This is a genomic window from Pedobacter sp. (assembly GCF_965249885.1).
Classification (GTDB): Bacteria; Bacteroidota; Bacteroidia; order Sphingobacteriales; family Sphingobacteriaceae; genus Pedobacter.
Genome location: NZ_OZ252254.1, coordinates 1,212,911 through 1,225,906 on the forward strand (window position 1 = coordinate 1,212,911; position 12,996 = coordinate 1,225,906).

Genomic DNA, 12,996 nt, shown 5'->3' on the forward strand with positions numbered 1-12,996 from the left:
AAAGCGTATTTTTAATTCAACTATTCACATGAAATAGGCGCTCCATTTATTCATTTATACCGCTCACTGACATAACAACTCAGGCCAATGAAAGTAATTTTAAAAATACTCCTTGTTATCATCGTTCTTTTAGGAGCGATTTATGTCCTTGGACCTAGTCCGTCCAAACCAAAATATGATGTTTCAATGCCGCACGTTCCGAGCATCGATTCTTTGGTTTCCTACGTCAAATATCAAGAAAGTAGACACCAAATAAAGCCTGGAAATGAAGCTGAAATAGTTTGGGCAGATAGCGCACATCAGCAAACCGAATATGCGGTGGTATACCTACATGGGTTTTCAGCTTCAAAAGAGGAAGGAAATCCTGTGCATTTCACCTTTGCAAAAGCTATTCACGCCAATCTGTATCTCAGTAGATTGTCAGATCATGGCATTGATACAATTGCTCCAATGCAATACCTCACTGCGGATCGTCTTTGGGAAAGTGCTAAAGAAGCACTGGCAATTGGCAAGAAGCTGGGTAAAAAGGTGATTTTGGTAGGCACATCCACCGGCGGAACACTAGCGCTACAACTTGCAGCGGCCTATCCAGATGTCAATAGTCTGATTTTGCTATCTCCAAACATTGCCATTAACGACAGTAAAGCTTGGTTATTGAACAATCCTTGGGGTTTGCAAATTGCTCATTTGGTAACTGGGAGCGACGAACGCTTTTTAACAGGAAAAACGCCGATTTATAAGAGATATTGGTACAGCCATTACCGCTTGGAGTCGGTAGTGCAGTTACAGGAAATGCTGGAGAGTAGCATGAATAAAGCTACATTTGAGCGTGTAAAGCAACCGGTTTTACTTCTCTACTATTATAAAAACGACCAGCAACAGGATCCCGTGGTAAAAGTATCAGCTATGCTAAAAATGTTTGACGAGTTGGGCACACCTGCAACTGAAAAACAGAAAGTCGCCTTACCGAACGCCGGAAATCACGTGATAGGATCGTACATTACCTCTAAAGATGTTAAAGGAGTTGAAAATGCCATCAGCAAGTTTGCAGAAAAACTAACAGCAACACGTTAATGAAGAAAAAAGTACAATTGGTTTTAGGGAGCGGCGGCGCCAGAGGTTTAGCACATATTGGCGTAATTGAACAGTTAGAAAATGACGGCTATGAAATTTGCGAAGTGGTTGGCTGCTCCATGGGAGCGGTAGTGGGCGGATTATATTGTGCTGGCTTTTTAGGCGAATACAAGAATTGGCTAGCTAGCTTAACTCGCGGCAATGTTTTTAGTTTGGTTGATTTTACATTTAATAGCCGTGGTTTTGTAAGAGGCGAAAAAATTTGGACACTTATCGCTAAAATTACTGGCGACCAACAAATTGAAAAACTTAAAATTCCGTTCACCGCCATTGCTACGGATATGATTCAGATGGAAGAAGTACATTATACCTCAGGCGATTTGTTTGCTGCACTACGATCTACCATTTCCATCCCCGGTGTTTTTACACCAGTAATTGAAAACAACAGTGTGTTGGTAGACGGTGGGGTTCTTAACCCATTACCTATTAACGTGATCAAAAAACGTAGTGACGCCATTGTGGTTGCAGTAAATATTAATGGAAAAAACACACTAGCGGTTAACGAAGAAATTAAAGAGAAAAATCAAAGCTGGTTGCAACGCTATTGGAAAAACACGCCTAAAATATCCTTTTTTGATTTAATGAACACTTCATACGATTTTACACAAGATAGGCTGGCACAACTTACTATTGAGCACTACCAGCCCGATTTGGTTGTAGAAGTACCTAGAAATGCTTGCGGAACTTTTGATTTTCACAAATCTGTACAATTGATAGAAATGGGAAAACAGGCTTACCATAAAGCCAAAACAAGCCGCAAGCTAAATGCAAATTAATGTACCTTTGCGCCAAGTATAAATTTTCTTTTTATGATGGAATGGCAAAGCCTGCTTTCGGCAAAACGTTGGGGACACGAAGACAAAGCAATTCGTGACAATGACGATGCAAGATCGCAGTTTCAAATAGACTACGACAGACTGATTTTCTCCTCGCCTTTTAGAAGGTTACAAAATAAAACACAGGTATTTCCTTTACCAGGCAGTGTATTTGTGCACAATCGGCTAACGCATAGCCTCGAGGTGGCCAGCGTAGGCAGGTCATTAGGACGGATTTTCTACAACCAAACCAAAAAAGACAACCCTAATATTGATATCGAAGTGCCTTTAATGAGTGAGGTAGGCAATATTGTCGCTGCTGCAGCCCTAGCCCACGATTTAGGCAATCCCGCGTTTGGACACTCAGGCGAGGCAGCCATTTCAAGATATTTTACTAACGGCGAGGGCAAGTTTTACCTCGATCAGTTGGAAGAACACCAGAAAAAAGATTTTACCAATTTTGAAGGTAACGCCAACGCTATTCGTATCCTAACACATCCTTTTGAAGGGAAAGGAAATGGCGCTTATGCCCTCACCTATGCTACTTTAGCCGCTATTGGCAAATATCCTTGCGAATCTGCTATTGGTGGCGATAAATCAAAACTACATCGTAAAAAGTATGGCTTTTTTCAATCGGAAAAAGAGATTTTTAGAAAAATTGCCAATGAACTGGGAATGATAAAGGACAACGACAGCCCATTGGGATATTTTCGTCATCCTTTAACTTACTTAGTGGAAGCAGCCGATGATATTTGCTATGGAATTATTGATTTGGAAGATGCGCATCGATTGCAGATCTTGAGTTTCGAAGAGGTTAAAAACTTATTGCTGCCTTTGTGCAATAGCGACAAGTTGGAAACGCGGCTAAATGATGATTTAGAGGATGATGATGCCAAGGTGAGTTTATTAAGAGCGAAAGCTATCAGCACTTTAATTTACGAGTGCTCGACTATTTTTTACACCGCTCAGAAAGAAATACTTAGTGGTATATTTAATAAGAGCCTAACTGATGCTCTACCTGAAAATTATGCAACTGCTTGGAAAAAAATTGAGCAAATCTCAGTGGAGAAAATATATAATTTCCAGTCGGTGATTGCCAAAGAGGTATCAGGCTATAAAGTAATGGCAGGTTTGTTGGAAGAGTTTGTTCCCGCACTAGTAAATAACGACACCCACTATTATAAAAAGTTGGTAAAACTAATTCCTAAACAGTTCCATACCGAGAGAACAGATCTGTATTCGAGGGTACAAAGCGTTTTGGATTTTGTATCAGGCATGACTGACCTGTATGCTGTGGAGTTGTATGGAAAGATTAAAGGAATTTCGTTTCCATCGGTGACTTAGTACATTCGTTAATAAAACGCATTGCGAGGTACGAAGCAATCTTACAACTATAGTTATCTAGACATTTCGCTTTAAGATTGCCTCGTACCTCGCAAGGACGAGCAGTATAAAAAATGGTCGGTACTTCATCAGCACCGACCATTTTTTACTTTTTATTTTTTACTTATCTACCTTGACCCATGCCGCCGCCCATACCGCCGCCTTGTTGTTGGTCTTGCTTAATATCGTCGTTTTTGATTTTCTTTTTCTCAGTAAACTTCAACTTACCAAACTTGTAGCTAAAGTTTAAGCCAATTTGACGTAGCGGATAGTAGATATTTTGTGTTTGGAAGGCAGCCGCCGATTGAGATTCAGTTTTAATATGTAAATCCCTATTGAACGGATTCAATAAATTCAACCCAATGGTTCCTTGTTTTTTCATGATGTCTTTTTTAACGGCACCTCCGTAAAAGAACATTGGATCTGTTTTACTCTGGAAAGTATAGCGAGGTGAGTTTACCACACCGAACAATTCTAAATTCCATCCACCTTTGAAAGCAGTAGCAGAGCGCATGAAGAAATTATAGTTAATATAAGTACCTTCATTCATACCTTGTAAATTCTGTCTGTTTCTAATTTCATAAGTATTTACCGCAATATTACTCATCAATGTCCATTTTGGTGTTGGGTTATAGGAGCCAAATAAATTTGCACCGAAGCTGCTGGTATTACCAACGTTTGTAAACGTAGTAGAAGTAACACTTCCAGCTGCTGCATCAAATGTGTTCTCAATTACATTACGTGTATTTCTGTAGAATAAAGATGCATTGATCATAGAACCTTTAATAAAAGTAGAATAACCAAGCTCTATGTTATGGCTTAACTCAGGAGCTAAATCAGGATTACCTTGGAACGTATTTACTGGATTAGATTGGTTATTAAACGGATTTAAATAAGCCAAACTTGGACGTTGAATCCTTTTGTTATATGCTAGTTTAATGGTAGTCATTCCATTAATAGTTTGTGACAAAACTACATTTGGAAACAAATTCAGATAATCGTCTTTGATCGGATTGCCATTAATGTCATTATATTCGATAGCGGTGTACTCAGAGCGCACCCCTCCTTTAAATTTTATTTTCTTAGTTAAATCAAACGCTATGGTAGAATAGGCAGCAGCTACATTTTGATCGTAATCGAATATCTTTCCAGAACCTTGTCCATATTCACTATTGATATTTCTGAAAATCCCTTTACCTCCAACTTCAAATGTCACCGTTTTAGAAAATGGGTACACATAGTCGGTTTGAATAGTATACTCTCTATTTTTACCAGTGTTTGTACTTGCTGTCAACGAATTCCCATTAATGTTGTTGGAAAAATCATTGATATTTCTACCTTGAGTTAGCTGTCCAGCTATAGAGAATTCTTCCCCTTGTTTTTTACTAGTTTTTCTATAGTCTAAGTTCCAATCTAGATTGTTGTTGGTCATGTCGGTGCTACTAGTGTTAGTACCATTAGTTACCGTACCACCAGTTCTTGTTGTTATTAAAGAAGAACCCGGACCGCCATTATAAAATCTATTATATTTTGCGTTAGTACTAATGTTATTGTAAGCGTTGAAATCGTAGTCTAACCCCAAACTTCCATTAAACATTTCGCGTTTCCAAGCTGAAGTTCCATCCTGCAATACTTCTGACGCAGGAACGGTAACGCTTCCTTGTTGACGTTGAGGCAGTTGGTTAAAGAATACTACCCTCGAATCTTGAGGATAAGCATACATACCCCCTAAAGCGGTGTTAGCACTAAAACGACCAGATTTTGCAGTTAAGTTAAAGTTACCCGTATTTTGACGAGTACCAGCAGATGCGTTTACCGAACCGCTTACGCCCTCGGCATTACTCTTTTTAGTAATAATGTTGATGATACCGCCTGAACCTTCTGCTTCATATTTAGCAGATGGATTAGTGATCACCTCTACACTTTTGATTTGATCGGCAGGAATCATTTTCAAAGCATCAGCTACGCTATTAGCCATTGTTCCTGATGGTTTACCGTTGATTAAAACCCTAACCGCACTTCCACGTAATTGTACATTACCGTTGATATCTACAGAAAGCATTGGCACTTTACGCATTACATCTGTGGCATCGCCACCTGCATTGGTTGCATCGGCTTCTGCGTTGTAAACCATACGGTCAATTTTATTCTCTACGATATTTTTCTTTCCCTCAATAGTAACTTGGTTTAAAGTATTAGAAGTTCCAGCTAAATACACGTTACCAATGTTGTTATCAGGTTTTTCCGGAGTGGTTTTCACCATCACATTTTTAGAAGTGTAGCCGATAAAGCCCACCACCAGTTTATACTCTCCAGGTGCAACGTTTTGGATAGATACTTTACCTTTATTATCTGTTAAAGCTCCATTTACTGTTTTGGAAGTTTTCGCATTCACTAAAGAAACCGTAGCGTATTCTACAGGTTGCTTGGTTAACGAATCTAAAATGGTAGCCGATATACGCCCTGTCACTTTTGGTGCTGCATTGCCCCCGCCTCCCATCATAGGGAATTGAGCCTTCGCATTAATCATCATCAGTAAAGCGGCACAAATTAGTAGTAGTTTTTTCATCAGAGTTAATAATTTCTTTGTGTTGTTTGTACGTATTAGTCTACCAAAGGTATATTTTGTTACAAGGCTACTAAAGCATTTTTTTACCGCTAGTAGAAACTCGTCGGTGAATGGTATTTTTTGAGCGGCGAATGGATTGTTACTAAAAATGAAAAAATCCCAAACAAGCCTTAAACTCATTTGGGATTTTCAACTTGAGACTTACGAAGTTTTCGAAACTTCGTAAGTCTTGCTCGTCGTGATTAAACCACAATATTTACAATCTTTCCTTTTACGAAGATGATTTTTTTAGGTGTAGCACCATTTAAAAACCCTTGAACTTGCTCGTTAGCCAACACCGCTTGCTCTGCATCTTTAGCCTCTAAAGTTAAGCTAAGGTTCAAATTCATTTTCATTTTGCCATTGATAGATATTGGATAAGCAAACTCATCTTCCACCAAATAATTAGGGTTAAATACTGGATATTGCGCTGTAGACAAATCTTTGTTGCCTAACAACGACCACAGTTCCTCGCAAATATGAGGTGCATATGGTGCCAATACCACTACCAAATCCTGCAAAATTGCTCGTTTATTGCATTTCAAGTCTGTTAATTCGTTAACAGCAATCATAAAGCTAGATACTGAAGTATTAAAAGAGAAACGTTCAATATCGTCCTGTACTTTTTTGATGATTTTATGCAATGATTTCAGCTCTGCTTTGGTTGGTTCCGCATCGCTTACGGTAAATTCCCAAGCCTCATTGTGGAACAATCGCCAAAACTTACGCAAGAACTTAAACACGCCTTCAATACCGTTGGTGTTCCAAGGTTTACTTTGCTCTAAAGGACCTAGGAACATTTCGTACATGCGTAAAGTATCTGCACCGTATTGTGCAATTAACACATCTGGGTTAACAACGTTGAATTTAGATTTAGACATCTTTTCAACTTCTACACCGCAAACATACTTGCCGTTTTCTAAGACAAATTCAGCATTTGCAAACTCATCTCTCCAAGCTTTAAATTTTTCAATATTTAAAACATCATTCTCTACAATATTCACATCTACATGTAAAGCGATAGTTCTGTAATCTTTTCTTAAGCCAGCAGATACCAAAGTATTTGTTCCTCTTCCTTCTTCATCAACAACACGATAAACAAAGTTACTTCTACCTTGGATCATCCCTTGGTTAATCAGCTTTTTGAAAGGCTCTTCCTCCTGCACAAAACCTAGATCTTTCAAAAATTTGTTCCAAAAACGGCTGTATAATAAGTGACCGGTAGCATGTTCAGAACCACCGATATACAAATCCACATCTTTCCAGTAATCTACAGCATCTTTTGATGCGAACGCCTTGTCATTTTGCGCATCCATGTAACGGTACCAGTACCAGCTGCTACCTGCCCAACCTGGCATGGTGGAAAGTTCGTATTCATATTTACCTTCATATTTCCAACCTTCGGCCCTGCCCAATGGTGGCTCACCAGTTTCAGTTGGCAAATATTTATCAATTTCTGGCAGCAACAATGGCAACTCTTCCTCTTTTAACAAGTAAGGCAATCCATCTTTAAAGTATACTGGAATTGGCTCGCCCCAGTAACGCTGGCGACCAAAAATAGCATCACGTTGACGGTAGTTAATCTTAGCTTTACCCACACCTTGCTCTTCCAACCATTGATTTAAGAAAGCAACCGCCTCTTTGTATTCCATGCCGTTGATGAAGCCCGAATTGATGTATCTGCCTTCCTTTGTAGGATCAGCTTGTTGGTCGATATCCTTCTGACTATCTAAAATTTGGATGATCGGCAAGCCAAAGTGAGTTGCAAATAACCAATCGCGTTGGTCGCCACTTGGCACGCCCATTACGGCACCCGTACCATAACCTGCCAACACATAATCAGCAATCCATAATTGTACACGCTCGCCACTTACCGGATTAATTACATAAGTCCCCGTAAAAGCTCCAGAAACTGTTTTAGCATCCGCCATACGGTCTAATTCCGATTTCTTTTTAGTTTGGGCAATGTAAGCCTCTACCTCTTCTTTTTGCGCTGGGGTTGTCAATTCAGCTACCCATTCGTGTTCTGGCGCCAATACCAAATAAGAAACACCAAAAATGGTATCTACACGAGTGGTGAAAACTTCTATATAGTTTTCAGTTCTCAGTTTCGAGTTTTCAGTTCCGTCAATTGCAAACTGAGAATTGTCAATTGCAAACTTAACAGAGGCACCAACGCTCTTGCCGATCCAGTTGCGTTGCATTTCTTTCATCGGCTCTGGCCAATCGATGGTATCTAAACCTTGCAACAAACGCTCGGCGTAAGCAGTAATTCGCATACTCCACTGCATCATTTTCTTCTGCTCTACAGGGAAACCGCCACGCTCTGAAAAGCCATCTTTCACTTCATCGTTAGCTAACACCGTACCCAATGCTGGGCACCAGTTCACCGTGCTTTCCTTTAAGTAAGTTAAGCGGTACTTCAACAATTCTTCCTGTTTTTCCTCTTCGGTAAAAGTTGCCCAATCGGTAGGTAAGAAGGTTTTGGTATCCTCATCACAAGCAGCCTTTACATCGGCGCTGCCCGCTTCATTGAATTTATGAATAAGGGTGGATATCGGCTCTGCCTTGTCGGTTTCCAAATTGTACCACGAGTTGAACAACTGCATGAAAATCCACTGTGTCCATTTGTAATAAGCAGGATCGCTGGTACGCACTTCGCGACTCCAATCAAAAGAAAAACCAATTTGATCGAGCTGTCTGCGGTAAGTATTAATATTAGTTTCGGTGGTTACCGCTGGATGCTGACCAGTTTGAATAGCATACTGCTCAGCCGGCAAGCCAAATGAGTCGTAACCCATTGGATGCAACACGTTAAAACCTTTTAAACGTTTGTACCTTGAGAAAATATCAGAAGCGATATAGCCCAGCGGGTGTCCAACGTGCAGCCCTGCACCCGAAGGATACGGAAACATGTCTAACACATAATATTTCGGCTTGTCTGAATTTGCTTCGGCTTTAAACGACTGGTTGTCTGCCCAATATTTTTGCCACTTTTGCTCTATCTCTCTAAATTGATAATCCATTGATATGCTGTTTGTAAATAGAGTGCAAAGGTAAGGAAATTTACGATTGTAGAATTATTGAATTTTGAATGAGGAATTGATAAAACGAGTGAGTGAATGATAGCATGAATCAGCCGTGATCTTCGGACTTCCAGTCTTACTGACTTCCGGTCTTCCCAACTAAACACTCCAACCGTTAAAGAATGTTAAACTACATCCAATTTAGCTCAGGTTTTTACAACTTTACTGGCTAGCAACCACAAACAATTGAGCAATTAAGCCATCATTAAATTTAAGTTTTAGGTTATCTTTCCTTATTTTCGCAGAAACAATTAACTCGTATGGAAGAATTTGAAGTAAGTCAGGCGGCAAAAAAAACCAAAACAGTATATGTTTCTACTATTTTCAGTATTGCTTTGGTGCTATTGATGCTAGGCATGTTGGGTTTGATATTAGTACATGCTAAAAATCTATCCAATTATGTGAAAGAGAACATTGTACTTAACATTATTGTGGATGAAGGCGCTAAAGAAACTGAAGTACTTGCTTTTAAAAAGAGTTTAGATAACAATGTTGCGGTAAAGCAAACGCAATATGTCAACAAAGAAGTTGCACAGCATAACCTCACCAAAGATTTAGGGGAGGATTTCGTTAACTTCTTAGGATACAACCCTTTACTTTCTACCATTGATGTTTACATGAAAGCAGATTATGCCAACAACCAAAACATTGATGCGCTAAAGAAAAACATCGAAAAAAATCCAATTGTTAAAGAAGTGGTTTATCAAAGCTCGCTGATAGACATGGTGAACAAAAACATCAATACCATCAGCTTAATTGTTTTAGGTTTTGCTGCCATTTTATTGGTAATCGCCATTGCTTTAATTAACAACACCATACGCTTAGCTATTTTTTCGCAGCGCTTTTTGATCAAAAGTATGCAGCTGGTAGGCGCTACCAAAAACTTCATTCGCAAACCCTTCATTTTAGTAGCGGCGCTACATGGTATTATTGCTTCGTTTATTGCAATTATCATTCTGTTAGGCTTGCTTTATTATGCACAAAAAGAATTACCAGAAATTGTGATTTTAAGAAACTTCAATGAATTTGGATTAGTTTTCGTTAGTCTAGTGGCAATTGGAATTTTTATTACAGCGATTAGCACTTGGTTTGCAGTAAGCAAATATTTACGTTTAAAAATTTACGACTTATACAGATAATGGCAGATAAAAAAAATACAACTGCAACGCAGGATCAAAAAGATGAATTGGTTTTTACCAAAAAAAATTATCAGCTGCTATTGATTAGCATAGGTATTGTTGTACTTGGCTTCCTTTTAATGATGGGCGCTGATGGTGACATTTACGATACCAGAAGAACCTTAATTGCACCAGTAGTAGTGCTTGCAGGATTCGGGTTCGGGGTTTATGCCGTACTGAAGAAATAAAAATATCGTTAGGCGAAATCGACAAGCTAATTAGTCAACAATCGCAGATCTACAATCGTAATTAGATAATGAACTATCTACAAGCACTTATCCTTGCCATTATTGAAGGATTAACAGAGTTTCTACCTGTATCATCAACTGGCCACATGGTTATTGCCAGCTCCATCATGGGTATTGCTCAAGATGATTTCGTAAAGCTATTCACCATCGCTATACAGTTGGGTGCCATCCTAGCGGTAGTGGTTGTTTACTGGAAAAAGTTCGTCAACTTAAACAGTTTTGCCTTCTATGTAAAGTTGGCTATCGCCGTCATTCCAGCTTTATTTTTTGGCTATTTACTGAACGATTTTATCGACAGCAAGTTAGGAAGCCCTATTTTCATTGCTGTGGTATTATTATTTGGAGGTATCGTATTACTATTTATTGATAAGGTATTTAAAAACCCGAGTATTGACGAGGAAAGCAAAATCACCAATGCAACTGCGTTTAAAATTGGTTTGTATCAAGTGTTAGCGGTATGTTTTCCTGGTTTAAGCAGAAGTGCTGCAACTATTATTGGCGGCATGCAACAAAAACTGACTAAAAGTGCTGCAGCCGAATTTTCATTCTTTTTGGCAGTGCCAACCATGGTAGCCGCTACGGGTTATAAACTACTTAAAGGTTACGAGTTGCTCAATGCCGAAAACATTAAGATTTTACTATTCGGAAATGTGATTGCGTTCGTAGTTGCCATTATTGCCATTAAATCTTTCATCAGTTTCTTAACGAAGCATGGGTTTCGCGTTTTTGGTTGGTATCGAATTGTGGTAGCATTATTGATTTTAGGATTGTACTTTGCTGGTGTAGAGCTCACAATTTTATAATCATTCCTGCCCCATTTTGTTACCTTTGCAAAAAATTATTGCATTGCAAGAAAACACAACATTTCCGGAATTTAACTTTGCCGAGGGCGAGTTATTGCTCATTAACAAACCCTACCAATGGACATCCTTTGATGTAGTTGGCAAAATCCGCAACTCCTTAAAACCTCAAAAATTAAAAGTAGGCCATGCTGGAACTTTAGATCCGCTAGCTACAGGCTTGTTAATCATCTGCACCGGAAAACTTACCAAACAAATTGATACTTTCCAAGCGGAAGAAAAAGAGTACACTGGAACTTTAGTGCTGGGTGCAACTACTCCTTCTTACGATATGGAAACAGAAGTAGATCAAACCTGCGACATCTCAAAAATCACCGAAGAGCAGATTTACCAAGCAACCAATCAATTCAAAGGGGATATTTCGCAATACCCACCAGCACACTCAGCAGTGAAAGTTAACGGCGAACGCCTGTATGTAAAAGCTCGCTTGGGGGAAGAGGTAGAGCTAAAAAAGCGCTTTGTTACGGTCAGAGAGTTCGAAATCACAAGAATTGCCTTGCCAGAAATAGATTTTAGGGTAGTCTGCAGTAAAGGAACTTATATCCGCTCGTTGGTTTCAGATTTTGGAAAGGCACTTGATAATGGGGCCTATCTATCTAAATTAACACGTACCCGCAGCGGTAATTTTTTGTTAAGCAACGCATTTGAGCTCAAGGATTTGATTGCTTATCTTCGCAATAAGAAAGAACAAGCAAAAACCAAAATTGAAAATGACGCAAAAGCCTAGTCAAATAGACGGTAAACGTTTAGCCAGAGAAATTCTTTTTATGTGCATGGGAGTAATTTCCGCATGTTTTGGTCTAAAGAGCTTTTTAATGCCCGAACATTTCATTGATGGCGGAGTAACCGGTATCTCTCTATTAGTGAGCACCTTAACAGGATGGAATTTATCCTACCTTATTATCGTTATCAACATTCCATTTATCATTTTGGGCTACAAACAAATTGGTAGGGTATTCGCCCTTAAAACATCAATTGCTATTGCGGCGCTTTCCATTTGTTTAATTCTCATCCCTTTCCAACCTATTACCCACGAAAAAGTACTGATTGCATTCTTTGGTGGCTTCTTTTTGGGTGGTGGTATAGGCTTAGCTATGCGTGGTGGTTGTGTAATTGATGGCACAGAAGTTTTAGCCCTGTACATCAGTAGAAAAAGTCAGTTGACGGTTGGTAATATCATCTTCATCCTAAACATCATCATCTTCTTATTTGCAGCCTATTTTATCAATATCGATACTGCTTTGTATGCGATACTTACCTACTTATCTGCCACAAACACCATCGATTTTATTGTGAACAGACTGGAAGCTTATACTGGAGTAACTATCATTTCTGAAGAGAATGAGGCTATCAAAGCTTTTATCATTAACGACATGAAACGTGGCGTAACCATCTATAAAGGAGAGGGCGGATATCTAGAGAAAAAAGATATCGATATTATTTATACGGTAGTAACTAAGCTTGAATTAAGTAAGTTACAAGACAAAGCAAACGATATTGATCCTAATGCGTTTATTGTACAACAACAAATAGCAGATTTGAAAGGTGGTGTGGTTAAACGCCAGGCTTTCCATTAATGTAAAATGAAACCACATCAACACATAGCACATTTAATAGTAATGAAATAGCGAATAGACAGTGGAGGAATGTAAAAAGTTCGATCTAATAGTAAAATTAGAAACAA

General features: G+C 39.0%; 10 protein-coding genes. 8 read left to right on the forward strand and 2 right to left on the reverse strand.

The annotated features are described in order from the left end of the window. The first annotated feature begins 87 nt into the window (after positions 1–87). Genes ACY2A0_RS05170 through ACY2A0_RS05180 form a run of 3 tightly spaced genes read left to right on the forward strand, consistent with a single transcriptional unit; the run spans position 88 to position 3,293 of the window. Entirely contained in the window at positions 88–1,074 is a 987-nt protein-coding gene (locus ACY2A0_RS05170; RefSeq protein WP_461788488.1) for an alpha/beta hydrolase, read from the forward strand. Continuing rightward, positions 1,074–1,910, forward strand: coding sequence for a patatin-like phospholipase family protein (locus ACY2A0_RS05175; RefSeq protein ID WP_461791283.1), 837 nt, complete (start codon positions 1,074–1,076; stop codon positions 1,908–1,910). The genes ACY2A0_RS05170 and ACY2A0_RS05175 overlap by 1 nt, the downstream gene beginning before the upstream one ends. Before the next feature lie 36 nt (positions 1,911–1,946). Beyond that, the gene (locus tag ACY2A0_RS05180; protein ID WP_461788490.1) at positions 1,947–3,293 is read left to right on the forward strand and encodes a deoxyguanosinetriphosphate triphosphohydrolase; all 1,347 of its coding nucleotides are present in this window, start codon (positions 1,947–1,949) and stop codon (positions 3,291–3,293) included. Between the two features lie 163 nt (positions 3,294–3,456). On the opposite strand, the gene ACY2A0_RS05185 is transcribed toward ACY2A0_RS05180, so the two are convergent. Beyond that, a complete protein-coding gene (locus tag ACY2A0_RS05185) occupies positions 3,457–5,901 on the reverse strand; it encodes a TonB-dependent receptor (RefSeq protein WP_461788491.1) in 2,445 nt (814 codons plus the stop codon). A 242-nt stretch (positions 5,902–6,143) separates the two neighbouring features. Next, on the reverse strand, positions 6,144–8,966 hold the full coding sequence (gene leuS / locus ACY2A0_RS05190) for a leucine--tRNA ligase (protein ID WP_461788492.1): 2,823 nt from the start codon (positions 8,964–8,966) through the stop codon (positions 6,144–6,146). 320 nt (positions 8,967–9,286) lie between these two features. Here leuS and ACY2A0_RS05195 point away from each other — a divergent pair, with 320 nt between their 5' ends. From ACY2A0_RS05195 to ACY2A0_RS05215, 5 genes are all read left to right on the forward strand, one after another. Beyond that, entirely contained in the window at positions 9,287–10,165 is an 879-nt protein-coding gene (locus ACY2A0_RS05195) for a cell division protein FtsX (protein WP_461788493.1), read from the forward strand. Then, positions 10,165–10,392 carry a DUF3098 domain-containing protein gene (locus ACY2A0_RS05200; RefSeq protein WP_461788494.1) on the forward strand — a complete coding sequence of 76 codons (228 nt, stop codon included), beginning with the start codon at positions 10,165–10,167 and terminating at the stop codon, positions 10,390–10,392. The genes ACY2A0_RS05195 and ACY2A0_RS05200 overlap by 1 nt, the downstream gene beginning before the upstream one ends. A gap of 68 nt (positions 10,393–10,460) precedes the next feature. After that, positions 10,461–11,255 (forward strand): undecaprenyl-diphosphate phosphatase, encoded by a 795-nt coding sequence (locus tag ACY2A0_RS05205; protein WP_461788495.1) that lies wholly within the window; start codon positions 10,461–10,463, stop codon positions 11,253–11,255. Positions 11,256–11,298: 43 nt separating this feature from the next. Then, the gene (gene truB, locus ACY2A0_RS05210; protein WP_461788496.1) at positions 11,299–12,039 is read left to right on the forward strand and encodes a tRNA pseudouridine(55) synthase TruB; all 741 of its coding nucleotides are present in this window, start codon (positions 11,299–11,301) and stop codon (positions 12,037–12,039) included. Further along, on the forward strand, positions 12,023–12,889 hold the full coding sequence (locus ACY2A0_RS05215) for a YitT family protein (RefSeq protein ID WP_461788497.1): 867 nt from the start codon (positions 12,023–12,025) through the stop codon (positions 12,887–12,889). The genes truB and ACY2A0_RS05215 overlap by 17 nt, the downstream gene beginning before the upstream one ends. Positions 12,890–12,996 lie beyond the last annotated feature (107 nt).

Coding starts and splice junctions, on each gene's coding strand:
- ACY2A0_RS05200 (WP_461788494.1), top strand. CDS start 10,165: ATGGCAGATAAAAAAAATACAACTGCAACGCAGGATCAAAAAGATGAA.
- ACY2A0_RS05195 (WP_461788493.1), top strand. CDS start 9,287: ATGGAAGAATTTGAAGTAAGTCAGGCGGCAAAAAAAACCAAAACAGTA.
- ACY2A0_RS05180 (WP_461788490.1), top strand. CDS start 1,947: ATGGAATGGCAAAGCCTGCTTTCGGCAAAACGTTGGGGACACGAAGAC.
- ACY2A0_RS05175 (WP_461791283.1), top strand. CDS start 1,074: ATGAAGAAAAAAGTACAATTGGTTTTAGGGAGCGGCGGCGCCAGAGGT.
- ACY2A0_RS05185 (WP_461788491.1), bottom strand. CDS start 5,901: ATGAAAAAACTACTACTAATTTGTGCCGCTTTACTGATGATGATTAAT.
- ACY2A0_RS05170 (WP_461788488.1), top strand. CDS start 88: ATGAAAGTAATTTTAAAAATACTCCTTGTTATCATCGTTCTTTTAGGA.
- ACY2A0_RS05215 (WP_461788497.1), top strand. CDS start 12,023: ATGACGCAAAAGCCTAGTCAAATAGACGGTAAACGTTTAGCCAGAGAA.
- leuS (WP_461788492.1), bottom strand. CDS start 8,966: ATGGATTATCAATTTAGAGAGATAGAGCAAAAGTGGCAAAAATATTGG.
- ACY2A0_RS05205 (WP_461788495.1), top strand. CDS start 10,461: ATGAACTATCTACAAGCACTTATCCTTGCCATTATTGAAGGATTAACA.